24 protein-coding genes and 1 tRNA gene are annotated in these 25,565 nt (G+C 41.7%); 15 read left to right on the top strand and 10 right to left on the bottom strand.

The window, feature by feature from the left end:
* The first annotated feature begins 41 nt into the window (after positions 1-41).
* Positions 42-776, top strand: a complete 735-nt coding sequence (locus DDV96_RS07090; protein ID WP_317045951.1) for a LysE family translocator — start codon at positions 42-44, stop codon at positions 774-776.
* A gap of 99 nt (positions 777-875) precedes the next feature.
* On the opposite strand, the gene DDV96_RS07085 is transcribed toward DDV96_RS07090, so the two are convergent.
* The 4 genes from DDV96_RS07085 to DDV96_RS07070 all read right to left on the bottom strand — a co-directional run bounded on the left by DDV96_RS07085 (position 876) and on the right by DDV96_RS07070 (position 3,417).
* Positions 876-946 (bottom strand) — tRNA-Cys (locus DDV96_RS07085).
* Between the two features lie 56 nt (positions 947-1,002).
* Entirely contained in the window at positions 1,003-1,359 is a 357-nt protein-coding gene (folB, locus tag DDV96_RS07080; RefSeq protein ID WP_116694065.1) for a dihydroneopterin aldolase, read from the bottom strand.
* A gap of 32 nt (positions 1,360-1,391) precedes the next feature.
* A complete protein-coding gene (locus DDV96_RS07075; protein ID WP_116694064.1) occupies positions 1,392-2,141 on the bottom strand; it encodes a DUF4397 domain-containing protein in 750 nt (249 codons plus the stop codon).
* 1 nt (position 2,142) lies between these two features.
* Positions 2,143-3,417, bottom strand: a complete 1,275-nt coding sequence (locus DDV96_RS07070) for an APC family permease (protein ID WP_116694063.1) — start codon at positions 3,415-3,417, stop codon at positions 2,143-2,145.
* Between the two features lie 176 nt (positions 3,418-3,593).
* Here DDV96_RS07070 and DDV96_RS07065 point away from each other — a divergent pair, with 176 nt between their 5' ends.
* From DDV96_RS07065 to DDV96_RS07050, 4 genes are all read left to right on the top strand, one after another.
* Positions 3,594-5,273 (top strand): glutamine--tRNA ligase/YqeY domain fusion protein, encoded by a 1,680-nt coding sequence (locus DDV96_RS07065; protein ID WP_116694062.1) that lies wholly within the window; start codon positions 3,594-3,596, stop codon positions 5,271-5,273.
* Positions 5,274-5,449: 176 nt separating this feature from the next.
* Positions 5,450-5,827 carry a YtxH domain-containing protein gene (locus DDV96_RS07060; protein ID WP_116694061.1) on the top strand — a complete coding sequence of 126 codons (378 nt, stop codon included), beginning with the start codon at positions 5,450-5,452 and terminating at the stop codon, positions 5,825-5,827.
* Positions 5,828-5,829: 2 nt separating this feature from the next.
* A complete protein-coding gene (locus DDV96_RS07055) occupies positions 5,830-6,264 on the top strand; it encodes a phage holin family protein (protein ID WP_116694060.1) in 435 nt (144 codons plus the stop codon).
* Positions 6,261-6,512, top strand: coding sequence for a DUF6327 family protein (locus DDV96_RS07050; RefSeq protein WP_116694059.1), 252 nt, complete (start codon positions 6,261-6,263; stop codon positions 6,510-6,512). The genes DDV96_RS07055 and DDV96_RS07050 overlap by 4 nt, the downstream gene beginning before the upstream one ends.
* A 162-nt stretch (positions 6,513-6,674) precedes the next feature.
* Here the strand turns inward: DDV96_RS07050 and DDV96_RS07045 are convergent, their stop codons facing one another.
* Positions 6,675-7,676, bottom strand: coding sequence for an SPFH domain-containing protein (locus DDV96_RS07045; RefSeq protein ID WP_116694058.1), 1,002 nt, complete (start codon positions 7,674-7,676; stop codon positions 6,675-6,677).
* A gap of 78 nt (positions 7,677-7,754) precedes the next feature.
* Between DDV96_RS07045 and DDV96_RS07040 the strand changes: the two genes are divergently transcribed.
* Positions 7,755-8,411: an outer membrane beta-barrel protein gene (locus DDV96_RS07040; RefSeq protein ID WP_116694057.1), complete on the top strand. Its 657-nt coding sequence runs from the start codon at positions 7,755-7,757 to the stop codon at positions 8,409-8,411.
* Here the strand turns inward: DDV96_RS07040 and gltX are convergent.
* From gltX to DDV96_RS07025, 3 genes are all read right to left on the bottom strand, one after another.
* The gene (gene gltX, locus DDV96_RS07035) at positions 8,408-9,955 is read right to left on the bottom strand and encodes a glutamate--tRNA ligase (protein ID WP_240607687.1); all 1,548 of its coding nucleotides are present in this window, start codon (positions 9,953-9,955) and stop codon (positions 8,408-8,410) included. The genes DDV96_RS07040 and gltX overlap by 4 nt on opposite strands.
* Positions 9,956-10,055: 100 nt before the next feature.
* Positions 10,056-10,253 carry a helix-turn-helix transcriptional regulator gene (locus tag DDV96_RS07030; RefSeq protein ID WP_116694055.1) on the bottom strand — a complete coding sequence of 66 codons (198 nt, stop codon included), beginning with the start codon at positions 10,251-10,253 and terminating at the stop codon, positions 10,056-10,058.
* The gene (locus tag DDV96_RS07025) at positions 10,253-10,696 is read right to left on the bottom strand and encodes a hypothetical protein (protein WP_116694054.1); all 444 of its coding nucleotides are present in this window, start codon (positions 10,694-10,696) and stop codon (positions 10,253-10,255) included. Before DDV96_RS07025 ends, DDV96_RS07030 begins: the two co-directional genes overlap by 1 nt.
* A gap of 328 nt (positions 10,697-11,024) precedes the next feature.
* Between DDV96_RS07025 and DDV96_RS07015 the strand changes: the two genes are divergently transcribed.
* From DDV96_RS07015 to DDV96_RS07000, 4 genes are all read left to right on the top strand, one after another.
* Positions 11,025-14,429, top strand: coding sequence for a DUF4175 family protein (locus DDV96_RS07015; protein ID WP_116694052.1), 3,405 nt, complete (start codon positions 11,025-11,027; stop codon positions 14,427-14,429).
* Positions 14,422-14,838 (top strand): rRNA maturation RNase YbeY, encoded by a 417-nt coding sequence (ybeY, locus tag DDV96_RS07010; protein WP_116694051.1) that lies wholly within the window; start codon positions 14,422-14,424, stop codon positions 14,836-14,838. Before DDV96_RS07015 ends, ybeY begins: the two co-directional genes overlap by 8 nt.
* Positions 14,839-15,086: 248 nt before the next feature.
* On the top strand, positions 15,087-16,958 hold the full coding sequence (gene mnmG, locus DDV96_RS07005; protein WP_116694050.1) for a tRNA uridine-5-carboxymethylaminomethyl(34) synthesis enzyme MnmG: 1,872 nt from the start codon (positions 15,087-15,089) through the stop codon (positions 16,956-16,958).
* A gap of 267 nt (positions 16,959-17,225) precedes the next feature.
* Positions 17,226-18,083 (top strand): class I SAM-dependent methyltransferase, encoded by an 858-nt coding sequence (locus DDV96_RS07000; protein ID WP_240607686.1) that lies wholly within the window; start codon positions 17,226-17,228, stop codon positions 18,081-18,083.
* Positions 18,084-18,220: 137 nt separating this feature from the next.
* On the opposite strand, the gene DDV96_RS06995 is transcribed toward DDV96_RS07000, so the two are convergent.
* Positions 18,221-19,375 carry a DNA polymerase III subunit gene (locus tag DDV96_RS06995; RefSeq protein WP_116694049.1) on the bottom strand — a complete coding sequence of 385 codons (1,155 nt, stop codon included), beginning with the start codon at positions 19,373-19,375 and terminating at the stop codon, positions 18,221-18,223.
* A gap of 143 nt (positions 19,376-19,518) precedes the next feature.
* Between DDV96_RS06995 and DDV96_RS06990 the strand changes: the two genes are divergently transcribed.
* From DDV96_RS06990 to DDV96_RS06980, 3 genes are all read left to right on the top strand, one after another.
* Positions 19,519-20,706, top strand: a complete 1,188-nt coding sequence (locus DDV96_RS06990) for a phosphoglycerate kinase (RefSeq protein ID WP_116694048.1) — start codon at positions 19,519-19,521, stop codon at positions 20,704-20,706.
* Between the two features lie 114 nt (positions 20,707-20,820).
* Complete coding sequence (locus DDV96_RS06985; protein WP_116694047.1) at positions 20,821-22,371, top strand: lytic transglycosylase domain-containing protein; 1,551 nt, start codon at positions 20,821-20,823, stop codon at positions 22,369-22,371.
* 19 nt (positions 22,372-22,390) lie between these two features.
* On the top strand, positions 22,391-23,368 hold the full coding sequence (locus tag DDV96_RS06980; RefSeq protein WP_116694046.1) for a DUF4837 family protein: 978 nt from the start codon (positions 22,391-22,393) through the stop codon (positions 23,366-23,368).
* 80 nt (positions 23,369-23,448) lie between these two features.
* Here the strand turns inward: DDV96_RS06980 and tatA are convergent, their stop codons facing one another.
* On the bottom strand, positions 23,449-23,640 hold the full coding sequence (tatA, locus tag DDV96_RS06975; RefSeq protein WP_116694045.1) for a twin-arginine translocase TatA/TatE family subunit: 192 nt from the start codon (positions 23,638-23,640) through the stop codon (positions 23,449-23,451).
* A 117-nt stretch (positions 23,641-23,757) separates the two neighbouring features.
* Between tatA and DDV96_RS06970 the strand changes: the two genes are divergently transcribed.
* Both DDV96_RS06970 and DDV96_RS06965 read left to right on the top strand, forming a co-directional pair.
* Positions 23,758-24,624 carry a M23 family metallopeptidase gene (locus tag DDV96_RS06970; RefSeq protein WP_116694044.1) on the top strand — a complete coding sequence of 289 codons (867 nt, stop codon included), beginning with the start codon at positions 23,758-23,760 and terminating at the stop codon, positions 24,622-24,624.
* 26 nt (positions 24,625-24,650) lie between these two features.
* The gene (locus DDV96_RS06965; RefSeq protein ID WP_116694043.1) at positions 24,651-25,472 is read left to right on the top strand and encodes an alpha/beta hydrolase; all 822 of its coding nucleotides are present in this window, start codon (positions 24,651-24,653) and stop codon (positions 25,470-25,472) included.
* Positions 25,473-25,565 lie beyond the last annotated feature (93 nt).

Genomic DNA, 25,565 nt, shown 5'->3' with positions numbered 1-25,565 from the left:
TAAAACATAGTCTTTCAAACTATTTTCAAGTATAAACTTATTTGTACTTTTACAATACTATGTTCGATGGTATTGGATATGCAGCTTTTTATGGGTTCCTACTGGCTTTTGCGGTAGGCCCTGTCTTTTTTACCCTCATTGAAACCAGCATCACCAAAGGTTTTAAATCAGGGTTGTTTTTTGATTTGGGTGCAATTTTTGCCGATATTATTTTTATAATCATTGCCTATTTCAGTACCAGTAAAATATTGGATAAGGTAAAAGATGACCCGGGTTTGCTCATATTTGGAGGGGTGGTTTTAATAGCTTACGGTATAATTTCCTATATACGTACCAACCGTTCGTTTTATAAAATTGTGCGCGAGCACCACGCCATTAAGGTAAAAAAGAAACTGGGCAGCCTTTTCTTAAAAGGGTTTTTGCTCAATTTCGTGAATTTTGGAGTCTTGGCTGGATGGATAGGCACCATCATTATGGCCAATGCCTTGACCGATTCAGAAAATGGGGTGTTTTTCTTTCTATTGACGGTTTTGGTCACTTTTTTCTGCACCGATTTACTAAAAATTACCTTGGCCAAAAAACTCAAAAACAAAATGACGCCCCGCTTTGTCATTAAAACAAAAAAATGGGTCAGTGTATTAATAGTTGGATTTGGTGTTTTATTACTGTTACAAGGCATATTTCCGGGTGAAATGCAATCTAATCTCGACCGCATTCCTGGTCAAAAACACCCACTCGAAAAACCCATCCCACCCGTAGAAGAACCAGTACAATAGCGTTACGGATTTATCCAGCAAGATTTTAGAAACCTTGTAGGTATAAACAAAAAGAACAAATAAAAAACCTTCCATCAATTAAGAAAGAAGGTTTTGTTGAGGCATCGAGCGGATTCGAACCGCTGTACAAGCTTTTGCAGAGCTCTGCCTAGCCACTCGGCCACGATGCCAGTAAGATTTGCAAAGGTAAAAAAATTAAACCGAATTTTCCTAAATTAAATTGAAATTACCGTCTCGAAAACATCGTTACGCTCACTTCGCCCACATCCCCGCCAATAGGCGGATTGATCTTGGAAACCCGTACTTTTACGGTATCAACCATTGCAATTTCCTTTAAAATTTGGTCTATAATGCGCTGTCCCACTTGCTCTAATAATTTAGAGCGGATGGCCATTTGTTCACGCACTATTTTTTGAAGCTGTACGTAGTCCACCGTGTCAGCTAAAGCATCGGTTTGGGCAGCTTTAGAAAGATCTGCGGTAACCGATACGTTAACTAGGTAGTCGCTCCCTATTTTTTCTTCTTCGGTCAAGCAGCCGTGATTGGCGAAAATGCGGATATTTTTAAGCGTTATGGTGTCCATTCTTTATAAAAGTTTCTACTGCAAATATGGGTTTATTTTTCCGAAACACCTTGTACCACCTGTAGTTCATTGACAAAATCGTTGCGTTTTCCTATAACAAAAAAGGTATACAGGTGTTTGGGTTTGCACACCACGTTTTTTGAAACGGTGGTCAACTGTTTGCCTTTCAACTTCCAAGTTAAACTGTAAGCACCCGATGAAACCCCTTTACTTTTTGATGCAAGCGGATAGGATAAGGTAGCCAAACTGGTTTTTGTATTTGTTTTTTTGTTCCATAACGTGGCAGAAAGGGGTTGTAATCCCGGAACGGCGTGGATCCAACGTATTTTGGCTTCGGTATCCTTGCTTTCAAACGTATCGTTCAACACCCTTAATTGGGGTAAATTTCCATTGGTCGTTATGCCTTCTTCCCCCGCTACTATGTTGTGCAGTTTGTTGTTTAGGGTAGTTTGGTTGGTTTTTCCTTTTTCTGAAGGGATTCCACACACAAATAGCGTATAGGTTCCTTTGCTGCCAAAACCTAATTTTTTTTCCAGAATAACAGTCTCATTTATCTTTACGGTAACCGTATATTTTCCGGGCGTTAACGTCATATATTCGGTAAGATCGCCATACGTCATTATTTTTGAAACAGCTTTGTTTCCTTGATGCTGAAAAGTGATTTCAACAGCCTTTTCAGAAACCAAAAACTGTCCTATGCGCAAGGAAGCGGGTTCTTTTGGCACAGCACATCCAAATATTGTAAACACTGTGAAAATAAAAAGCAGCAGCTGTTTTTTCATATCATTTTTCTTGTTTGTTATTGCTTTTCAGAAGCAAAGGCCTTCCTAAAACAATCAATACAATTAGCAATACAATACCCGAAAGGGCAATAGGTTTCGAGATGGCCAAGCGAAATACCAACGACAGCATGACCAAGGCTGCCACGACCATTCCGGTTGCTGGTATCCATTTCCGATGGTTGGACTCCCTAAAAGCAATATAATTGACCACGCCAAAAGTAAACAGGAACACCAAACTGGCAGCTTCAACTAAAGACGATAACGAACCAATGACGGCCAAAGTACCCGCCAAAGTGCCCAACAGCACAATGGACCGATCTGGAATACCGTTGCCGTTGGTGTGGTTAAACCAAGCGGGAAGCTCCTTCTGGCTGGCAATCCGTTTCGATAAATTTGCCGTAGAAAACAAAGTGGAATTAATGGCTGCTGCAGTGGCAAACGCTGCTGCAATGGTCATCACAATGAGCCCCGGCAATCCAAACGCACTCTTGGAAGCCACCGAAAGCGCTATCTGCTTAAAACTGATCATGGAAACGGCACCGCCGAGCATGGTGGCGCCCAGAGCAACCAAAACATAGGCCAAGATTACAAATATCACGGCACTTAGCATAACCGGCATAAAGGTTTTCTTTGGGTTTTTAATTTTGTCGTATTCGTAGGTCAGCAGCTGAAATCCTTCATATCCCATAAAAATAGCGGCCCCGCCAAAAAAAACAGACCAAGCCGGCCGGGGTTCAATGCCCGCTACCAATTGCACGGGATCCCATTGCGAAACGCCATAAGCTCCAAGAGCCACAAGGACCAACAAGTTTATCGAAACGATCACGATTTCAACCCTGGTGAGTTTGCCTACTCCGGCAAGGTTCAATAAAATTAGCACCGTGACCACTCCCGCAGCAAGTATGCGCGTAAGCAACGGGTTTCCGTGAAAAGCATACGAAACATAGTGTCCAAAGGCAAATGCATAGACCGATATGGTGAGCACATACCCTAAAATTAACAACCAGCTTAGATTGCCTGCCATTTTCTTGTCGTTTACCTTTTCAAGAAAGATAAACGCACCGCCTTCTTCGTGGAATTTATTGGTTAAAAACACATAACTGTACGCCGAGCACAACGCTACAATGCCGGTAACCACAAAAGCTAACCAGCTCCATTGCGCCGAAACGGCAATGACCACGCCCAAAACGGTGTAAATACCGCCACCGGCCATGCCACCGGCAGCAAGTGCCCAAACCGAAACCGGGCTTAATTGAGTACTCGAATTGTTTCCCATAGTACACCTTATTCAAGAAAAGATGTTTAAAGTTAAAAAAATTGCAAGTGTATTAAGGTTTTGTGTTCATAAAAATTTTTGGGAGGCTCTCTTTTTTTTGAAACACCTATTTTATACCAGTTGTTATAGACACCGATAATTTTGGTAAATTTGCGGGTATAAACTAATTCCAGACCATGGCAAAAGAAGAAGCACCGCTTAATTTCATCGAGCATATTATAGAAGAAGACCTTACCAAAACCCATACCCCAGATCAACTTCGGTTTCGGTTCCCACCAGAGCCCAACGGGTATTTGCACATTGGCCATGCGTCTTCCATTTGCTTGAATTTTGGTTTAGGAAAACGCTATAACGCCCCGGTAAACCTACGTTTTGACGATACCAACCCCATAAAAGAAGAACAGGAATTTGTCGATGCCATAAAACGCGATATCTCGTGGTTGGGCTTTGAATGGGCCAAAGAATGCTATGCATCCGATTATTTTCAGGAATTGTACGATTGGGCCGTACAACTTATAAAAGATGGAAAAGCGTATGTCGATTCGCAATCTTCCGAAGAAATCGCCAAGCAAAAAGGAACCCCAAACGAACCTGGAACAGAAAGCCCGTACAGAAATCGTCCGGTTGATGAAAGTTTAGATTTATTTGAAAAAATGAAAAATGGCGAACTGCCAGAAGGCAAACATACGTTACGGGCCAAAATCGATATGGCGTCTGGAAATATGTTGATGCGCGACCCGGTTATGTACCGGGTATTGCACAAAAGCCATCATAGAACGGGCACCGACTGGAAAATTTTCCCAATGTACGATTGGACCCATGGCGAAAGCGACTACATAGAACGGGTGTCGCATTCGCTCTGTACGCTTGAATTTTTACCGCATAGAGAGCTTTACAATTGGTTTTTGGACCAAGTGCATGAAGAAAATACCTTGCGCCCCAAACAGCGCGAATTTGCCCGTAGAAACCTAAGCCATACAGTGGTGAGCAAACGCAAATTGGCTCGATTAGTTGAAGAAGGTATTGTAAACGGCTGGGACGACCCCAGGATGCCTACTATTTCAGGATTAAGAAGAAGAGGTTACACACCAGAATCCATCAAAAACTTTGTCAACAGCATTGGGGTGGGCAAACGTGAAAACGTGATTGATGTATCGCATTTGGAGTTCAATGTACGCGAAGACCTCAATAAACGTGCCCCACGGGTATTCACTGTCTTGAACCCTATAAAACTGGTCATTACCAATTATCCCGAAGGTGAAACCGAAATGCTCGAGGCTGAAAACAATCCCGAAGATGAAAACGCCGGCTACCGCGACATTCCGTTTTCGCGCGAGCTGTATATTGAACGCGAAGATTTTAAAGAAGAAGCCAACCGAAAGTTTTTCCGGTTGACGTTAAACAAAGAAGTCCGGTTAAAAAATGCGTATATCATTAAAGGCGAAAGCGTGGTTAAAGATGCCGAAGGCAACATCACCGAAATCCATTGCACCTACGATCCCGATAGCAAAAGCGGCAGTGGCAGCGAAGCCTCTAAACGCAAAGTAAAAGGCACCCTGCATTGGGTTTCGATTAAAGATGCACTCCCTGTTGAAGTTAGGCTGTACGACCGTTTATTTACCGAAGCAATCCCAGATGCCGACAAAGAAAAAGATTTCATGGAGTTTATCAATCCCAATTCATTAGAGGTTATTACTGCTTATGCAGAGCCAAGTTTGAAAAATTTAAAAGTGGAGGATAAAGTCCAGTTTCAACGATTGGGTTATTTTGTGGTGGACAAAGATTCTTCCGAAGAAAAAATCGTTTTTAACCGTACGGTTCCGCTACGGGATTCTTGGGGAAAAATATCAGGATAGGTTCCATTTTAAGAAATACGGTTTCAGAAGTATCGAACTTTAAGAACTTTTGGCAATAAAAACTTCATTTTAAGAATATTTTATTAGTAATTTTTTCAGTATTAACCGGTTGTTAACAGCGACTATACGGTTGCTTATGTAATTTTGAGTAAATTATTAACCAATAAACAAATATTATGGCATCGAACACTGGACAAACACTTTTGGCTTTATTAACAGGAGCCGCCATTGGAGCGGGAATAGGTATTCTTTACGCTCCAGATAAAGGATCGAAAACCCGAAAGCAAATTAGCAAAGAGGCCAAAAAAGCCCGAAAACAACTGGACAAGCAAGTTAAGGAAACATCAAACACCCTTAGCGAAAAAGCACAAAAGGCCCGATTGAATTTTGAAGAAAAGCTGGAAAGCACCCTCTCTTCGGCGAGCTACAAAGCTGACGACATTCTTTCGGCCATGGAAGACAAACTGGAAGCGTTGCGCAAACAAAACGCTAAATTGCAACTGGAAGCCCAAAAAGAGCAAACGAAAACGAAAGCTAAAAAAGCAACTTCATAAATATGGCATTTGATCGTCTTACCGACAGTTTACACACCGTAAGCGATAAATTCAAAGATTTTGGAACCAGTACGGCTGAGTATTATAAACTCAAGCTGTTCAAATCTTCGATGAAAGGTGCCATTTCCCTCGTTAACCTCTTGGTTTTTGGTAGTTTTTCACTTTTTGTTATGCTGTTTATTTCTATTGCTGTTGCCTTGTATTTGGGCATCGTAATGGAAAGCAGTTATGCTGGTTTCTTAATCGTTGGCGGATTTTATGCTGTCGTGATGGTATTCTTAGTACTATTTGGAAAGAAAATGATAGAAAGAACGCTATTGACAAAGTTTTCGGCCTTATTGTACGATGATGATGATTATGCCAAAAAGACGGTAGAACAACAAGCCGAAGCGCAAAAAGAAGAATTTCACGAAACCATTGAAGACGAGACCGTATGAAGCGATACACTACTTTTGATGAAATAGACCGCGACCTTAAATATTTGAAGCTTAAATCGGAAATAGATAAGGAAGAGTTAAAGTTAAGCGTAAGCAATACCAAGACCTCGTTTAAAGAAACCTTTTCGCCCTTAAATATCGTGGCCAGTATGGTTGGTTCTATCCTTCAAAAAGCATTGGTGGTAAAAATTGCCAATTCCATATTGGGAGTAAAGAAAGTAAAAGAGGTAGAAGATAAAGACGCTTAAAAAACCTCAAGAATAAATAGAAAGTGGGTGTCTAAAAAGTAACTTTAGCTGTCCGTTCGAGCGCAGTCGAGAATTCTAGACCGTTAAGCCCCCATAAGGTCTCGACTGCGCTCGACCAGACAACCCAATCTATTTTTACTTTTTAGACGCCCTTTTTTAAGTTTAAAAATTGATATCATCGTTCGTGTTCGATGATGGTGGCGGGTTCCGTTTTTTCTTTGTTTTAGGAGTATTGCCAATGCCTTTTGCTTCATTTTGCTTGCGCATTTCCTCGCCAATTTTATTGCTCGCAACAAATGAAGCAATCATATCGTTCAACATATTACTGCCAGCTTGAGGTGAATTAGGCAATAAAATTAAATTGGTATTGGTTTCTTCGCCAATGGATTGCAAGGTGTCGTAATGCTGTGTAACCACAATCAAGGCAGACGCTTCTTGCGAGTTGATACCCACATTGTTCAACACATCGACGCTTTCCTCCAACCCGCGGGCAATTTCCCGGCGTTGGTCGGCAATTCCTTGTCCTTGTAAGCGTTTGCTTTCGGCTTCGGCACGGGCCTTGGCTACGATTTTAATGCGTTCGGCCTCGGCTTCATATTCGGCGGCAACCTTCTCCCGTTCCGAAGCATTAATGCGGTTCATCGCGGCCTTTACCTGTACGTCGGGATCAATATCGGTCACCAGGGTTTTAATAATGTCGTACCCATAATCGATCATGGCATCGTTCAATTCCTCCTTAACGGCAATGGCGATATCGTCTTTGCGCTCAAACACGTCGTCCAATTTCATTTTAGGCACTTCGGCCCGCACCACATCAAAAACATACGAGGTAATCTGGTCATGCGGATCCTGCAATTTGTAAAAAGCATCGTAAATTTTTTCCCTTACCACTTGAAATTGTACCGAAATTTTCAGCCGAACAAACACATCATCCTTTGTTTTTGTTTCCACCAAAACATCCAATTGCTGTATTTTAAGATTGATACGGCCTGCAATTTGATCAAAAACCGGGATTTTAAAATGCAAGCCCGAATTCCGGATACTTAAAAACTTTCCAAAACGTTCTACAATAGCTGCCGTTTGCTGTTTTACGGTAAATATGCCCGAAAGCAAAATAAAAAAACCGACAATGATTATCGGTATTAGAATAAGTAAACCACCCATGTGTTATTTTTTTTATTGAATAATTGGTTGAAGATACAAAAATAAAGCTACTTTTAAACGCTATTAATCTATCATACTATGAGTATTAAAAACCTGTTTATTGTTACCGTTTTAGTTGTTTCTTTTCAACAGCTTACGGCCCAGCGTAATTTTGATGAATACAACCGCTTGGGCATCAACGGGGGGTTAACACTGTTCGATATAAACACGTCAAACCTTACAACCAAGCAAGGGCAGGGGTTTTCGGCCGGGTTGACTACGAGGGGTTCGTTCCGCAACAGCTTTGACCTCGTTTACGGTATAAATTTTACGCAATCCAATATCGAGATTTTAGGAAGCAATTTAACCGACAACCAATATATAGAATACTCCATTTTGGCGGCCCAGATCAATTTTCTTGGGAGTTTTAATATTGTGGAGCACCATTTAAGCATAGAATTTGGCCCTGTTCTAAACGTTAACGGAAAAATGAAACTAAAAGACGATGCTTTTAACGACTATATTTTGGATGGCTACAATACCGTTAGGGCACAGGACATTGAGGACATTTCCAGCTTTAATTTCAGGCTTATGGGCGGATTGACCGCCGGATTGAAAAGCTTTAGGCTTATGGCGCATTACCAGTACGGGCTTACCAATATGCTTAACAACTTAAACGATAAAGATATTTCTGAAATAGAAGATATTAAAGGCAACAGCTCCACGATTATTTTGGGTGCGGTGTTTTATTTTTAAATTGATGCAACCGCCCTTTCAATTCGCTCAATACTTTCTTCTTTCCCGAGCAGCGAGGCAATCACAAACACATCAGGGCCTTTCATTTCCCCAACAAGCGAAAGTCGCAACGGCATCATCACTTTTCCGAAGCCTATGTCATTATCGGTAATCCATCCTTTTATTTTGTCGGAAAGATTCGCTGCGGAAAAATCGTCTACTTCCTCCATAAGCGAAATCACGTTTTGAAGAATCTCGCCGGTACCTTCTTTAAAGGCTTTTTTTGAAGCCTTTTCATCATAATTTTTGGGTGCTTCAAAAAAGAAACTGCCTTGTTCCCAGATATCTTCTACAAACGTGGCGCGCTCTTTTAACAGGGCAACAATGGTCTCCAACGGGAGGGAAGTTTCAACTCCTTTGTTTTTCAGCAATTCTTTAAACTGTCCCGTTAAAATTCCGTTGTCAACTTCTTGTAGATAATGATGCTGAAACCATTTTGTTTTATCCGGGTCAAATTTTGCCCCTGCCTTGTTGACACGGCTTAAATCGAACGCCTGGACCAATTCTTCCAAACTGAATAGCTCTTGTTCCGTTCCCGGGTTCCAGCCCAATAACGCCAGCATGTTCACGACTGCTTCGGCCAGGTAGCCATCTTCACGATAGCCTGAAAACACTTCGTCACCAACGGTTTTCCATTCCAACGGAAATACAGGAAAGCCCATTTTGTCGCCATCCCGCTTGCTCAGTTTCCCTTTGCCAACCGGTTTCATAATCAAGGGTAGATGTGCGAATTTTGGTGCTTGCCAACCAAAAGCTTGGTACAATAAAACGTGCAATGCCAAGGAAGGCAACCATTCCTCACCACGGATTACATGCGTAATTTCCATTAAATGGTCATCCACAATATTGGCCAAATGGTAGGTCGGCATGCCATCGCTTTTAAAGAGTACTTTATCGTCCAGGATGTTGGTATCGATCTGCATTCCGCCACGGATCATATCTTTTAAAAATAGTGTTTCGTTTTCAGGCGATTTAAACCGGATTACATAATCTTCGCCGGCATTCAGTTTTTGCTGCACTTCTTCTTTTGAAAGGGATAAAGAGTTTTTCAGTTTTAATCTATTGTGCCAATTGTAGATAAAGGTTTTCCCTTGGGCTTCGTGGTCTTTTCGGTGCTGGGTAAGTTCTTCGGCCGTGTCAAAAGCGTAATAGGCGTGACCTGAGGCAAGTAATTTATTGGCATATTCACGGTACACATGCTTGCGCTCACTTTGGCGGTACGGCCCGAAACCCCCATCTTTTCCAGGGCCTTCATCAAATGGGATATTTAACCAGTTAAGCGCTTCAACAATATATTTTTCAGCACCTTCCACATAGCGGGCTTGATCGGTATCTTCTATACGCAACACAAAATCGCCCTCGTGTTTTTTGGCAAACAGATAGTTGAACAATGCCGTGCGGACACCACCAATATGTAACGGCCCCGTTGGACTTGGGGCAAAACGTACCCGCACTTTCCCGCGAAGGCGGGAATCTTTAGCCTTCGTATTCATTATATCACTCATAAAGCAGAATCATTTTTTCTGAAGGGCAAAGATACAATTCTATTTATACCCATGCACACCATAAGTGATCGTGATTCTATAGCTGTTGTGGTAGATTGAACTAATCATCGGTTAATTTAAAAAAATCGTTTACAGGCTTGTTGAACACCTCAGATAGTTTTAACGCCAAAACAGTTGATGGTACGTAGCGGTTAGCTTCTATTGAATTGATGGTCTGTCGCGATACACCTATCCTCTTTGCCAACTCATCTTGGGTTAGGTCTAAAATGGCACGCTCTACTTTTATTGTATTGTCCATTACCTATTACGTTTTAAAATTTCAAAAAACACAATGTGCATCATTAACATAAATGACAATACCTCAAAATAGCTGAAGGTGTTGTTTGGACTTGGTTCAAAAATAAAACTGTGTATTAGATATTCCAATAGCGGCTGAACACATGTAAAAGCCACGCCAAAAATAAATGCTAAAGTATATGCTTTAGACCTCAGGGATACAATCATTTCGTCCTCGTTTTTATCTTTAGATATGCTAATTATCAACAAACCAACTAAAATACCACGCCGTAAAACACCTTTAAGCCACCCTACTTCAAAATCCGTAAACTTTAAAACTATTCCAGTAATAAACAGTGCTAAGCAGAGCACAATGCCAATTTTCTTCCAATGATTGGGTAATTGAAATCGCGACCACCTCTCAATTTTAGTGCGCTCACATTCTATAATTTTTTTTGAATCCATAATTGACAAATAAACTTTATTAAAAGTAAAATAATTTTTACTATATGACAAATATAGTTTACATTTTTATTGTTTACAAATAAAATTAGATGAGCTTGGTTTTAGCAAACTTTTTCAACTGATTGGAGCACATCTTAGCGAGTAGTGTTTTTGTAGGTCTTTTGGAGCAATTTTTGATGCTAAACCAACTCGCAGAACTCTTGAAATAAAATTGTATTTTAGGGGTTTGTATAATGTAACGGTATCCTGCGGGATTTCTCAGCATCCTGCAAGGTTTTATAAACCTTGTAGGTATAAAAATACTGCAACTATAAACTAATAACGGTCCATGAGCACTTTTAATATCATTCAAAATAAGCTGGAACAGTTCATTAAAAAGTACTATACCAATGAGTTGATCAAAGGTGCTATTTTGTTCTTTTCTATTGGATTGCTTTACTTTATTATCACGCTTTTGGTTGAGTATTTTCTGTGGCTCAGCCCAATGGGCAGAACCGTGCTGTTTTGGATTTTCATAACGGTTGAAATAGCGCTTTTTGCACGTTTTATCGTCTTTCCGGCGGCAAAATTGTTTAAATTCCAACATGGAATATCACATGATGAAGCTTCTGCAATCATCGGAAATCATTTTCCAAATGTGAGTGATAAGCTACTGAATGTCATTCAGTTAAACAGAAACAAGCACCAAAGCGAACTTTTAGCCGCCAGTATCGACCAGAAAGCAGCAGAACTACAGCCCATCCCTTTTCAAACGGCTGTTGATTTTAAAAAGAACATTAAATACCTAAAATACGCCGCTATTCCCGTCTTCATTTTTGTGGTGATTAGCTTGTTGGGCGAAAAAGACCTGTTTTCCAGCAGTTACGAGCGTGTGGTCAATTACGACACCGCTTACGAACCGCCGGCTCCGTTCAGCTTTGTGGTGCTGAATGATAAGTTGTCCGCCATTGAAAGCAAAGACTATACCTTGAAAATAAGAACCGAAGGAAGCGTTATTCCACAAAACGCGCGCATCGAATTCAACAACGAAACCTATTACCTGCAACAAACTGCACCGGGTTTATTTGAATATACATTTTCACAACCTTTAGAACCAATTGATTTTAAGCTAAAAGCCAATAAAGTTCAATCTGGAAATTACACCTTAGATGTGGTTAAAACACCATCGTTACTGGGGTTTGAGATGGTTTTAAATTATCCTTCCTACACCGGAAAACAAGACGAAACCTTAAAAAGTACGGGGAACGCCACCATCCCCGAAGGCACTCAGGTAACTTGGCAAGTGGCGACTAAAAACACAGAAGAAGTCAATTTAAAAACAACAGATACGGCTTATGGTTTTGCTGAAGAGGAACAACAGTTCACGTTTCAGAAAAACATTTACCGTAAATTGGATTATGCCATTACCACATCCAACGAAAACCTGAAAGATTATGAAAACCTATCCTTTACATTAGGTGTGGTAAAAGACGAATATCCTGAAATCGATGTGCAGTCCAAACAAGACAGCACCAACACACAATTGATCTATTTTTTGGGCCGTGTAAGTGACGATTACGGCTTGACGAAGTTGCGATTGGTCTATTACCCAACCGGTGAGGAGGAAAATGCAAAAAAAGAGTCTCTTTCGCTTAATAAAAGCAATTTCGATCAATTTGTATATACCTTTCCCGGTGAATTGCCCTTAGAAGAGGGCGTAGCCTACGATTATTATTTTGAAGTGTTTGACAACGATGCCATCCATAATTTTAAATCCAGTAAGTCTGGGGTGTATTCCTTCAGAAAATTGACGGATGAGGAACTTCAGAACGAACAATTGAAACAACAGGATGCCAATATTAAAGATTTGGACAAGACTTTGAAAAAAATGAAGGAACAGGACAAAAGCCTGGAAGAGTTGTCCAAAACCCAAAAGGAAAAGAAAGAGCTCAACTGGAACGATAAAAAGAAGCTGGAGAACTTCATCAAACGGCAAAAGCAGCAAGAGCAAATGATGAAGGATTTTTCAAAAGAAATGAAAGAAAATCTTGAAAATTTCCAACCCCAAGAAAAAGACGATCCGTTTAAAGAGCAATTGGAAGAACGTTTACAAGAAAACGAAGAACGGTTAAAAGAAAATGAAAAACTGTTGGATGAGTTGGAGAAGCTGCAAGAAAAAATACAAAAGGAAGAACTCACGGAGAAGCTGGAACAACTGGCCAAGCAAAACAAGAACCAAGAAAAAAATTTGGAGCAATTGGTGGAGTTGACCAAGCGCTACTATGTTACCAAAAAAGCTGAGAAATTAGCTGAAGATCTTTATAAGCTGGGAGAAGAGCAAGAACAACTTTCAAAAGCACCCGAGGAAGAAAACACCAAAGAAGCTCAAGAAGAACTCAACAAGAAGTTTGAAGAATATAAAGAGCAAATGGAACAACTGGAGAAGAACAACAAGGATTTAAAAAACCCAATGGAACTTCCAAAAGATGAGGTAGGGGAGAAAATAGTTGACAAAGAGCAGCAAAATGCTTCGGAAAAATTAGAGCAGCAGCAACCGCAAGATGCCCAAAAAAGCCAACAAAAAGCTGGAAAGAAAATGAAAGAAATGGGCAAGCAAATGCAGATGCAAATGCAGGCAGGACAAATGGAAACAATAGAGGAGGATGTAAAAATGCTCCGGCAGATATTGGACAACCTTGTTGTTTTCTCTTTTGGTCAAGAAGACTTGATGGAAGAATTTAAGACCATCGATTACGGCAGTCCTAATTTTGGAAAGAAATTGAACCTCCAGAACGACCTGAAACTTAATTTTGAGCATGTGGACGACAGCATCTTCGCCCTGTCGCTGCGGCAGCCCATGATTGGGGTAAAAATAAACAGCATCCTTACCGATATTCAATATAATATAGACAAATCCCTCGATCGTTTGGCACAGAACCAAATGCGCCAGGGTATCGCAAACCAGCAATACACGGTAACGGGTGCCAATGAACTCGCGATCATGCTTAGCGAATTGTTGAAAAATATGCAAAACCAAATGATGATGAACGCTTCAGGCCAAGGCCAAGGCCAAGGAATGGGACAGGGCCAAGGTCAAGGCCAGGGTAGAGGTTTTCAATTGCCCGACATCATAAAAAAACAACAGGGACTTTCCGAACAAATGAAAGAAGGCATGGACGGAAATAAAGGAGGAGACAAAGGCAAAAAAGAAAGTCAAGGAGAAGGAGAGGGCCAAGGAAAAGGCAAAGGTGAAGGCGACGGAAATGGCCAAAACGGCAAAGGTGGCCAAGATGGCAATCAAGGAAACCAGGACGGAACATCTGGTAATGGCGACAGCGAAGAAAACAGTAAACTCTTGTTTGAGATTTACAAACAGCAGCAAATGCTCCGTCAACAGTTGGAAGACCGTTTGAGCAAAGAAGGGTTAAAAGGAAAAGGAGGTGAAATTTTAAGGCAAATGGAAGGCGTGGAGCAACAGCTTTTGGAAAAAGGATTTAACCAAGAAACCTTACAGCGCATGCGTAATTTACAGCACCAATTACTGAAACTGGATAAGGCTTCATTTGAGCAAGGCGAAGAAAGCCGAAGGGAATCTGAAACCAACCGCAAAAGCTTTTCCAACCAATTGCGGATGTCACCCGAGGATATTAAAAAGTACTTTAACACCACTGAAATTTTAAATAGGGAAGCCTTACCTTTGCAGCCGCAATATAAAGAAAAAGTACAAACTTATTTTAAGCAAACTGATGATTGAATTTTATGCTGAAACCGATTTTGAGCTAACGGACAGTAAGCAAATTGCAGAATGGATCACAAACACCATCATTGAAGAAGGATACAAGGTGGGGGAGCTTGTTTACGTGTTCTGCGACGACCAATATTTGCATAAATTAAATGTTCAATTTTTGAACCACGATACTTTGACGGACATTATAAGCTTTGACAATTCTTTGGGAAAACAAATCAATGGCGAAATCTATATCTCAATAGAACGGGTAAAGGAAAATGCAGATCACTACAACGTTTCTTTTAAAAACGAATTGCACCGCGTCATAATCCACGGCATCTTGCATTATTGTGGCTATAAGGACAAAACCGAAGACGAAGCATCCCTCATGCGCATCAAAGAAAATGAGGCCTTAAAAAAGCGCCCTTTTTTATAAATACCTGATTCATAAAGCCTTATATTTTTAACTTGCTGATTATTAGTAATTTAACTATCTTTGCGCCCATTTTAAAAAACAGTATACTTCGGTTATACTGCGTGAGTGGTACAGCTTGTCATCATTTTTATAAACTTATAAGCAGCTGAACACACACACGGAAGACAGAAAACGCTCTCTTAACCAAAATGTGATACTGAGCGAAGCCGAAATGTTCCACGTGGAACAATACAAAATAAATAGATTTTATGTTTGAAAAAGTATATGATGTTATAGTGGTTGGTGCCGGTCACGCTGGGTCTGAAGCTGCCGCTGCCGCTGCCAATTTGGGTTCAAAAACATTGCTGATTACCATGAACTTACAAAACATTGCACAGATGTCTTGCAATCCGGCTATGGGTGGTATTGCTAAAGGACAGATTATTCGTGAAATCGATGCCCTTGGCGGATATAGTGGAATTGTTTCAGATAAGTCGGCCATTCAATTTAAGATGTTGAACAAATCGAAAGGTCCAGCCATGTGGAGTCCAAGGGTGCAAAGTGACCGCATGCGTTTCTCTGAATCGTGGAGAACTATGTTGGAGCAAACACCCAATCTTGATTTTTACCAAGAAATGGTTTCTGGTATTTTGGTAGAAGGCGAAACAATTGTGGGTGTAAAAACGTCTTTGGGGCTAACCATTAAATCCAAATCGGTTATATTGACAAACGGAACTTTTTTAAACGGATTGATCCATATTGGTGAAAAGCAATTTGGTGGGGGCCGGGCAGGTGAACGTGCCGCCACCGGAATTACAAAAGACCTCATCGATTTGGGCTTCGAATCGGGCAGAATGAAAACCGGAACGCCGCCGCGGGTCGATGGCCGTTCGTTAGATTTTTCTAAAATGACTGTCCAACCGGGTGATGAAATTCCGGAGAAGTTTTCATATTCCGACGAAACGAGTCCGTTAAGCCAACAGCGGGATTGTTACATGTCGCACACCAGTACCTTGGTCCATGATATTTTACGCGAGGGCTTTGACCGTTCTCCCATGTTCAACGGTGCTATTGACAGTGTCGGTCCAAGATATTGCCCTTCCATAGAAGACAAAATAAACCGGTTCGCCGATAAAAACAGGCATCAATTGTTTGTAGAACCTGAAGGCTGGAACACGGTTGAATATTACGTGAACGGGTTTTCAACATCCCTTCCAGAAGACATTCAGTTTAAAGCCTTGCAGCAGTGTGATGGCTTTAAAAACGTAAAATTCTTCCGTCCGGGTTATGCTATTGAATACGATTATTTTCCGCCTACGCAACTAAAACATACCTTGGAAACCAAACTTGTCTCAGGATTGTTTTTTGCAGGACAGATAAATGGTACAACCGGATATGAAGAAGCTGCTTCGCAAGGAATAATGGCCGGTATAAATGCCCATTTAAAAGTGCATGAAAAAGCGCCATTTACCCTTCAACGGAACGAAGCGTATATCGGCGTGTTGATAGACGACTTAATTACCAAAGGAACTGAAGAGCCGTACCGAATGTTTACCTCCAGAGCGGAATACAGAACCTTGCTTAGACAAGATAATGCCGATTTTAGGTTGACACCAAAATCATATGAAATTGGTTTGGCTTCTGAAAAACGCCTTCAAAGAATGGAGGAGAAGAGAGAACAATCGGAAGCTTTTGTTCAGTTTTTTAAAGATACCAGTGTGAGCGATGAAGTAGCAAATCCCATTTTAAAGGAAAACAATTCTGCGCCTGTAAAACAAAGCGATAAAATGGTCAAGATGTTTTCAAGACCTGAAATCGATATGAACGATATGCGAAAGATCGAAGAGGTGGAGCATTATATTGAAACGCACAATCTGGATAGTGAAGTGTTACAACAAACCGAAATCCAGATTAAATATGCGGGTTATATTGAAAAAGAAAAGAACAATGCAGATAAATTAAATAGGCTGGAAGGCATTAAAATCCCAGAGAATTTTGATTATACAAAACTGAAGTCCCTCTCGTATGAAGCCATGGAAAAATTAAAACATATCCAGCCTGCAACGGTATCACAGGCCTCGCGCATTAGCGGTGTTTCGCCCAATGATATTTCAGTAATGCTTGTGTATATGGGACGTTAGGGTGTGTGTTTCACGTGGAACGTTTCGACGTAGTTTATCATGAACATTTGTCGAAGGGCTCATTGCATCACCTGGTTTCCCGTCCGACTTTGTTATGAAAGGGATTTGAATAATATACTTTAATCCGGCTTTTTTACAAAATAAACCACAAGGTTACCCTACTTTTCAAGCGCCTGTCCCGTCTTTTTTGCGGGAAGGGATGTCAAGCTTTGTTTGAGGGGGTGGTTATACATTACAAAACATCATAAAACAACTTAAAAAACCAATTTGAAAAACAACCAAAAATCAGCCTATTTAACCACAAAAGATTTTCTTGTGTCAGGGGAATCTTTTCAGTTGGTGTTCGATGCCAAATTTGATATGTTGGTCACAACGCCACAACCTGCTGCAGAAAATCTTTCTGATTATTACGAAAGCGATGCCTACATTTCGCATACCGATTCAGAAAATGGATTGCTTCCGTTTTTGTACCAGAAAGTAAAACAAAGAGCCCTCAAAAAGAAAATTGGGCTCATCACAAAACTAAACCAAGGGTCAGGTTCACTTTTGGATATTGGTGCCGGTACTGGGGAGTTTTTAAAAAAAGCTTCAGAAAAAGGCTGGGAAATATATGGTGCCGAACCCAATAAAAAAGCCAGGACTATTTCAGAAGAAAAGGGAATAACGCTAAAGGAATCTTTCACAGAATTCGCCGGTCAAAAATTTGACGTAATTACCCTTTGGCATGTTTTGGAACATATTCCAAAGCTACACGAAGCAATAACCCAAATAGAACAGCTGTTGAAACCTGGAGGGATTCTTTTAATTGCTGTACCCAATTATAAATCGTACGACGCAAAACATTATAAAGAATTTTGGGCGGCTTATGATGTACCACGACACCTTTGGCATTTTTCAAAAGTGAGTATGGCGAAACTTTTTTCAGAAAATCTCGAATTAATAAAAATAAAACCAATGCTGTTCGATTCGTTTTATGTGAGCTTGCTTTCAGAAAAATATAAAACGGGAGCTAAATTTTCCTTAAAAGCTTTTGGAATAGGGTTGTGGTCAAATATACGCGCTTTGAAATCAAAAGAGTATTCTTCGCACATATATTGCTTCAAAAAAGAGCTGAAAAGCAAATAGAGCCGTTTTAAGCGTGTTTTAGAGGATTAAAGGTGGTTTATCTTTATTTTTTCGACTTTCTTCCAGAAATCCCTGCTTATTTGCTTTGATGATGATAGTTATAAATTATAATGTCATTTCAACAAAATAAAAATTACTTATACCAGTTCTTTCTTGTGAATGTACCTCGTCAAGGAGATGGATAGGTCGGTAAAAATAATTTTGGCATTGCCATTCCGTTCAATATGGTAGGCCGCATCTTCCAAAGCTTGTGTAATTTCAAAAATGTTGTTTTGGTGCACAAAAGGGGCAAATTTTTCTAAGGAAAATTTAGGGTCTTCTGCTTCAAAAAACAATAAGTCTTCTGCTTTATAGTTTTTCAGTAGCGCTTGACGGAAGACTTCAATACAATACACCAAAAATTTTTTTTGCGTTTCGCGCCCCAAAGCGGCAACCGTATCGCTCCATTTCAATAAGCTGTTGATGGCATTTTTGTTTCCCTTTGCCTTAAAAGCGGTGCGCACCCAATCTATAAACAACCGTTCAAACGCCAGGTCGTCCCCGTCTTCACTGGCGAGTTGCAAGGCCCTGTTGGCGTCACCGTTGGCCCGATGCGCTATTTTAAGCGCGGTGTTTTCATCAATTTGGTGTTTATTCATTAAAAAATGGGCAGTATCTTCTTCAGAAAGCAACGGAAAGTGCAGTTTTTGGCAACGGGACTGTATGGTGCCCATAATTTGTTGCTCGTCTTCGGTAAGCAGTAAAAGCACCGTCTTTTTCGGGGGTTCTTCTATGAGTTTTAAGATTTTATTGCCGCATTCTGTGTTCATTTTATCGGCCATCCAAACGATCATCACTTTGTAACCGCCTTGGTATGATTTCAAGGATAGTTTTTTCATCATATCTGCGGCCTCATCAACCCTTATCATCCCTTGCTTTTTTTCAATGCCCAGCTTTTGAAACCATTGAAACAACGACCCGTAAGGATTTTCTTTCAAAAATTCCCGCCATTCGTCACTAAACTTATCAGAAACCGGATGCTTTTTAATGGTATCGTTTGTGTTTACCGGATAGACAAAATGAAGGTCGGGATGCGCAAAATTCGCCGTTTGTTTGGTGCAGGCCGAATACGCTTCGCTACCTGTAGTATGGGCACTGCACAAAATGGCGTTGGCATAGGCAATGGCAGCAGGCAACACGCCGGTCCCTGCTTTTCCTATAAACAACTGTGCATGCGGTATCCGCCCGTTCTCAATGGTGGTCAATAAGTGCGATTGCAAGTGTTTTTGGCCAATAACTTCAGAAAAATCCATACGCAAAGCTACATTTTTTTTCCAGCCTGCCGGTAAGCACGACTTCGGAAATTTTCGTCAAATGAACCTATGGCCGCTGCTTTGTTAAACAGGTAAGCAGTTGCCGTTTAAAAAACTATATTTGCAACTGTAAAATTTTAAGCATGAAAACAGTAAACGACATAAATTTTAAAGGGAAAAGGGTATTGATACGCGTGGATTTCAATGTTCCGTTGAACGAAGACCGCGAAGTGACCGACACCACCCGAATAGAGGCCGCAAAACCAACGATAATCAACATCCTGGAAGACGAAGGAAGCTGTATATTGATGTCGCACCTTGGCCGCCCCAAAAACAAAGAAGCCCAATTTTCTTTACGGCACGTAGTCGAGGCCGCCACCGAGGTTTTGGGCGTAAACGTCAAATTTGTGGACGATTGTGTAGGTGAAACCGTAGAACAGGCGGTGGCCGATTTAAAATCAGGCGAGATACTGTTGCTGGAAAACCTAAGGTACCATCCTGAAGAAAAACAGGGCGACCGTGCGTTTGCTGAAAAACTCGCCAAATTGGGCGACTATTATGTAAACGATGCGTTTGGCACGGCCCACCGCGCACACGCTTCTACCGCTATTATCGCTGATTTTTTCCCTGATAACAAATGTTTTGGATTGCTATTGGCTTCGGAAATTGAACACGTAAACAAGGTGTTGACCGATGGAAAACCACCCGTGACGGCTATTATTGGCGGGGCGAAAGTTTCTTCAAAAATCACGGTTATTGAAAACATATTAGACAAAATTGACCATTTGATCATCGGTGGCGGAATGGCGTTTACTTTTATAAAAGCCCAGGGCGGAAACGTTGGTGCATCACTGGTAGAGGACGACAAGCTGGATTTGGCCCTGGAAATCCTTGAAAAGGCAAAAGAAAAAGGGGTTTCGGTTCATCTGCCTTCTGATGCGGTTATTGCGGATAGTTTTTCTGAAATGGCCGCTACCGACGTAAACGACATAGATACCATTCCCGAAGGCTGGATGGGCTTGGACGTGGGTCCAAAATCGAACGAATTGTTTGCTTCCGTCATCTCACAATCCAATACAATCCTATGGAACGGCCCAGCCGGGGTTTTTGAGATGGAACCGTTTGCCAAAGGGACCATAAGTTTGGGCAACGCCATTGCCGAAGCGACCAAAAACGGCGCTTTTTCGCTCGTGGGCGGTGGCGATTCGGTGGCGGCGGTAAAAAAATTCGACTTTACCGATAAAGTGAGCTACGTTTCTACCGGTGGCGGGGCCATGCTCGAAATGCTGGAAGGAAAAACCCTTCCCGGAATCAAAGCCATGAAAGAATAAAAACCGCCTTTTACCCGTTACCACAAAGGAATAATCACCTAAAAGGATTGCCCTTTTTTTCCTTTTTATGTATTTTTAATGATATTTTAAGCTAAACCCCAGGCTATTGCGATTATGAAAACACTTTTTTTTGTCCTTAACCTTTTGCTCTTTGGCGCTGTTGCAACGGTTGCCCAAGAGAAGCCCATAGACTCCCTTCAGAAAAAAAAGATTACGATTGTAGATTCCATCACCACCCAAAAAGTGGATGCCGAGTTGCCAAAAACCGTTGTGGCCACGCAACTTAAAGATACGGCCATCTTTACATTAAATGATATGGCCCACGCCCGAAAAGTGGATAGCCTTTGGTTGCAAGAGTTGTTCTCAACAGGCCGTTTTGAGGAAATGTACGGAACGGTGCAAAATCAAACCTACGAGCCCCTGCCCTACAAAGCGGTTTCCACCGAGGTGCTAAAACAACGTTTGGCTGAGCTCAACGCCCGAACCCCGTTTAATGTGGAGTATAACGCGTCCTTAGAAAGTGTTATAAACGGTTATTTAAAAAACCGCAGAAAAAGCCTGTCCCGTTTAATGTCTTTGAGCGATTATTATTTTCCTATGTTTGAAGAGCAGCTGGACCGCTATGGTTTACCGCTGGAAATGAAATACCTTGCTATTGTAGAATCTGCATTGGACCCCCGGGCCGTTTCGCGCGTAGGCGCCACCGGCTTGTGGCAGTTTATGTTCAGTACGGGAAAAATGTTTGGGTTGGATGTAAACTCATATGTTGATGAGCGTTCCGACCCTATTATGGCTACCGAAGCGGCCAGCAAGTACCTGTTTAGCCTCTATAACAGTTTGGGAGATTGGGATTTGGCATTGGCGGCGTACAATTCAGGTCCTGGAAACGTGGCAAAGGCCATTCGCCGTTCGGGGGGAAAGCGGAATTATTGGAACATCCGCACCCACCTTCCGCGGGAAACAGCAGGGTACGTACCCGCATTTCTGGCCACCATGTATATTTTTGAATATGCCGAGGAACTGGGCTTTAAAAGCTCCGGCCCGCAAATTCCATTTATCGCGACCGATACCGTTAAGGTAAAGAAGATGATCACCTTCGATCAAATTGCCGAAATCACGTCCATCCCCAAAGAAGAAATAGAATATTTGAACCCTTCGTATAAACTAGGTATCATCCCGGTCGTAAAAGATGAGAATTATGTGTTGCGGCTTCCTATAGACCAAATAGGGAAGTTTGTGGCCAATGAAGAGGCAATTTATGCCTATGCAGAAAAAAAGCTTAATGAACGTGAAAAACCGTTGGAAGAAGTTATAGACCAACCGGCCCGCATACGCTATCGCGTGCGAAAAGGCGATTATTTGGGTAAAATAGCCGAACGCTACGGGGTGCGCGTAAGCCAAATAAAACGCTGGAACGGCCTTAGGAGCAACCGGTTGCGCATTGGGCAACGCTTGACCATACACCCGCGTAAGCCAATGGGAGGGGCTTCAAAAAACACAGCCTCGACAAAAGCGGTAAAGCTTTACACGGTAAAGAATGGCGACTCGCTTTGGAGCATTTCGCAAAAATTTCCTGGGGTTACGGTGGAGAAAATCAAAAATTGGAACGATATTAGTGGTACTAAATTAAAGCCGGGAATGAAATTAAAGATCCAAAAAGGCTAAAACCAACAAAAACACTATTATGAAACCAATGTACATCGCTATTATAGCGGTTTTTACGCTAATGTCATGTAACGGCACAGGCAAAAAAGACACCTCTTACCTCCCCAATTCGGTGGGGAACATCAACCACCTTCAAGTGGTTATCAACAATGATTTATGGAACGGTCCCGTGGGCGAAGCAATTCGGGCCCATTTTGCGGCTCCCACCGATGGGCTCCCGCAGGACGAGCCGTTGTTTACCATCAATCAAATGCCGGTTTCAACCTTTACCGATTTTGCCCGTACCAACCGTATATTCCTCTATGTGGACCTTGGAGAAGAAAATAACGTGAAAATAGCCAAAAACGAATACGCCAGGCCACAGGTAGGGGCTATTGTCACGGCTACTTCGGAAGAAGGACTGGTTGAATTGATTTCAGAAAAACACGACCAGATTATCGAAGCGTTCCATGCTTCAGAAATAAAAGAACGGCAACGGCGCACCAAAGTGTCCCTGTTGGATACCGATTCGCTTAAACAGTACTTCGGCATTAGCATAAAAGTGCCTTCGGCCTATCGCATTGCCCATGCCGGCAAGGATTTTTACTGGATGCGGAAAAGCCTGAAATCGGGTACGACCAATGTATTGATCTACGAAGTACCGCTCAACACCATTACCAACGATAGCATGGCAGTGGGCCAAATCATCAAGATGCGCGATTCCATTGGTGGCGGGTACCTTCCCGTTGAGGACGAAGGCCGGTTTATTACCGAAGATGCCTATGCCCCTTACCTTTTTAAAAGCGAAATAGACGGAAAATTTGCCTATGAGACCAAAGGCACTTGGGAAGTAAAAGGCGCTTTTATGGGTGGTCCTTTTGTGAACTTTGCGGTAAAAGACGAAGAGAACGACCGGTATTTGATTTTAGAGGGCTTTACCTATGCGCCATCCGTACAAAAAAGGGACTTGCAGTTTGAGCTGGAGTCTATATTGCGGTCGGCAAGGTTTACTAACTAAAATAATAAAGTACCTTAACCAAAAACCCGCTGCTTTCATAAAAAGCAACGGGTTTTTAATTTTTTAACAACCGAGAAGGCTTATTTTTTGTCTTCCACGTGTTTGGTTTCTTCATTTTCGTCTTTTGAGGCATCTTTGAATTCTTTGATGCCGCTGCCCAGTCCGCGCATCAATTCCGGTATTTTACGTCCGCCAAACAATAGCAAAACGACCAATACGATTAAAACAATTTGCCAAGGGCCTATAGCAAGGGGTATAAATAGTGCAGTCATCATATATGATTTTATAGGGCAAAGGTAACAAGAAATCCTTACATAGAACGTTTTCCATGTAAGTTTAGTGCAAGAGGGCGTAAGATTGTTTTATATTTGTAGTTGCAAGCATACACTATGGCTAAAAAAGAAAAACGGACAAAAAAGATAAAAAGGAAACTGCTGCACAAATACCGGTTGGTCGTGCTCAATGAAGATACTTTTGAAGAACGCTTTTCCTTTAAACTCAACCGCTTAAACGTGTTCGTGTTCAGCGTGGTCTCTGCTTTGTTATTGATTGCCGGAACCACTGTGTTGATCGCTTTTACACCGCTTCGGGAGTACATTCCGGGGTATTCTTCAACCAAACTGAAACAGCGTGCCACCCGTTTAACATACAAAACAGACTCCATACAGCGCGAACTGGACATAAACAACCAATACCTTGCCTCGATACGAAAAGTGCTCACAGGCGACGTTAAAACGGTTCATTTTAACAAAGACTCCATTATCAACGCTGCCGATCTCGATGCTTCGGAAGTGGATTTTTCAGCTTCTAAGGAAGATTCGCTCTTACGTGAAAAAGTGGCCCAAGAAGATAAATACAACCCCTTGCTCACCAATCCCGGCATCAATTATGCGCTGTATTCCCCGGTTTCCGGAACCATTACCCAAGATTACAACCCTACCGAAAAACACTATGCCGTTGATGTCGTAACCATAAAAAACGCCCCAGTCAAGGCAATAGCCGATGGTACGGTCATCTTTGCCGAATGGACCGCCGAGACCGGCTACGTCATCATCATCAAACACCGTAACGAGCTGCTTTCCGTGTACAAACACAATGCCTCTTTGACCAAGGAACAGGGCGAACTGGTAAAAGCGGGCGAAGTAATTGCCACGGTAGGGAGCACCGGCGAACTTACCACAGGACCCCACCTTCATTTTGAGCTTTGGCGCGACGGCTACCCCATTAACCCAACAAATTTCATAGATTTTGAATAGCAAAATTTAACCTTTAAAACCAAAATATGAAACAACTAAGCTATCTATTATTGACCACTGTACTTCTTGTAAGCTGTGTGAATGCAAAACAGTACAACGATCCCGTGCCTGAGCACGACAGCTTGACCATAGATTCTGAAAAGGTTGGGGAAACTAGGGTAATCAATGTATGGACACCGCCTGGATATCAAGAAAACGAAACTGCTTATACAGTGCTTTATATGCCGGATGGAGGGATTAAAGAAGATTTTCCGCATATCGCAAACACGCTAGCCAAATTGATTGAAAACAATAGCATCCCTCCCACGATCCTTGTTGGCATAGAGAACACAGAGCGAAGAAGGGACTTGACCGGCCCATCGAAAATTAAAAAAGACGAAGAGGTAGCACCACTTTCTGATGGTGCGAAAAATTTCAGGGTATTTATAAGTGACGAATTAATGCCCCAAATCAATAACAAATACCGCACCAATGGCAAAAAAGGAATCATAGGCGAGTCGGCTGCAGGGCTTTTTGTGGTCGAAACGTTCTTGCTAAAGCCCGAAACCTTCGATTTTTACATCGCTATGGACCCAGCCTTATGGTGGAACGACCATTACTTGGTACAGCAAGCTTCCAAATTGATGGCAAATTTCCCAAATAAAGAAACTAAACTCTGGTTTGCGGGCTCCGATGCAGCAGACATTTCCCCTTACACCAACGACCTGGCAAAAACGTTAAAAAACAATGCTCCAAGCCAATTAACGTGGAAATATACCGACGAACCAAACGAAAAACACAATACCATTTTTAGGGCAACTAAAGAAAAAGCGTTGACTTGGTCTTTAAACAATTTGGAAAAGGAATGATTTGCGTCTATTTCAGGAGGGAATAAAACAATTTAAAACACCCTTAAACAGCCTGTTTTTAGAGTCTTTTGAAACCATACTTGAATTTACCCC

Origin of the sequence: Marixanthomonas spongiae (genome assembly GCF_003095375.1) — a bacterium.
Lineage (GTDB): Bacteria > Bacteroidota > Bacteroidia > Flavobacteriales > Flavobacteriaceae > Marixanthomonas > Marixanthomonas spongiae.
The sequence above is the reverse complement of the archived record's forward strand: the minus strand, read 5'-3'. Positions and strand labels throughout refer to the sequence as shown.

What these genes read in the sequence shown, in the direction of transcription:
- folB (WP_116694065.1), bottom strand. Translation starts at nt 1,359, where the DNA reads ATGGACACCATAACGCTTAAAAATATCCGCATTTTCGCCAATCACGGC.
- DDV96_RS07075 (WP_116694064.1), bottom strand. Translation starts at nt 2,141, where the DNA reads ATGAAAAAACAGCTGCTGCTTTTTATTTTCACAGTGTTTACAATATTT.
- DDV96_RS07070 (WP_116694063.1), bottom strand. Translation starts at nt 3,417, where the DNA reads ATGGGAAACAATTCGAGTACTCAATTAAGCCCGGTTTCGGTTTGGGCA.
- DDV96_RS07065 (WP_116694062.1), top strand. Translation starts at nt 3,594, where the DNA reads ATGGCAAAAGAAGAAGCACCGCTTAATTTCATCGAGCATATTATAGAA.
- DDV96_RS07060 (WP_116694061.1), top strand. Translation starts at nt 5,450, where the DNA reads ATGGCATCGAACACTGGACAAACACTTTTGGCTTTATTAACAGGAGCC.
- DDV96_RS07055 (WP_116694060.1), top strand. Translation starts at nt 5,830, where the DNA reads ATGGCATTTGATCGTCTTACCGACAGTTTACACACCGTAAGCGATAAA.
- DDV96_RS07050 (WP_116694059.1), top strand. Translation starts at nt 6,261, where the DNA reads ATGAAGCGATACACTACTTTTGATGAAATAGACCGCGACCTTAAATAT.
- DDV96_RS07045 (WP_116694058.1), bottom strand. Translation starts at nt 7,676, where the DNA reads ATGGGTGGTTTACTTATTCTAATACCGATAATCATTGTCGGTTTTTTT.
- DDV96_RS07040 (WP_116694057.1), top strand. Translation starts at nt 7,755, where the DNA reads ATGAGTATTAAAAACCTGTTTATTGTTACCGTTTTAGTTGTTTCTTTT.
- gltX (WP_240607687.1), bottom strand. Translation starts at nt 9,955, where the DNA reads ATGAGTGATATAATGAATACGAAGGCTAAAGATTCCCGCCTTCGCGGG.
- DDV96_RS07030 (WP_116694055.1), bottom strand. Translation starts at nt 10,253, where the DNA reads ATGGACAATACAATAAAAGTAGAGCGTGCCATTTTAGACCTAACCCAA.
- DDV96_RS07025 (WP_116694054.1), bottom strand. Translation starts at nt 10,696, where the DNA reads ATGGATTCAAAAAAAATTATAGAATGTGAGCGCACTAAAATTGAGAGG.
- DDV96_RS07015 (WP_116694052.1), top strand. Translation starts at nt 11,025, where the DNA reads ATGAGCACTTTTAATATCATTCAAAATAAGCTGGAACAGTTCATTAAA.
- ybeY (WP_116694051.1), top strand. Translation starts at nt 14,422, where the DNA reads ATGATTGAATTTTATGCTGAAACCGATTTTGAGCTAACGGACAGTAAG.
- mnmG (WP_116694050.1), top strand. Translation starts at nt 15,087, where the DNA reads ATGTTTGAAAAAGTATATGATGTTATAGTGGTTGGTGCCGGTCACGCT.
- DDV96_RS06995 (WP_116694049.1), bottom strand. Translation starts at nt 19,375, where the DNA reads ATGGATTTTTCTGAAGTTATTGGCCAAAAACACTTGCAATCGCACTTA.
- DDV96_RS06990 (WP_116694048.1), top strand. Translation starts at nt 19,519, where the DNA reads ATGAAAACAGTAAACGACATAAATTTTAAAGGGAAAAGGGTATTGATA.
- DDV96_RS06985 (WP_116694047.1), top strand. Translation starts at nt 20,821, where the DNA reads ATGAAAACACTTTTTTTTGTCCTTAACCTTTTGCTCTTTGGCGCTGTT.
- DDV96_RS06980 (WP_116694046.1), top strand. Translation starts at nt 22,391, where the DNA reads ATGAAACCAATGTACATCGCTATTATAGCGGTTTTTACGCTAATGTCA.
- tatA (WP_116694045.1), bottom strand. Translation starts at nt 23,640, where the DNA reads ATGACTGCACTATTTATACCCCTTGCTATAGGCCCTTGGCAAATTGTT.
- DDV96_RS06970 (WP_116694044.1), top strand. Translation starts at nt 23,758, where the DNA reads ATGGCTAAAAAAGAAAAACGGACAAAAAAGATAAAAAGGAAACTGCTG.
- DDV96_RS06965 (WP_116694043.1), top strand. Translation starts at nt 24,651, where the DNA reads ATGAAACAACTAAGCTATCTATTATTGACCACTGTACTTCTTGTAAGC.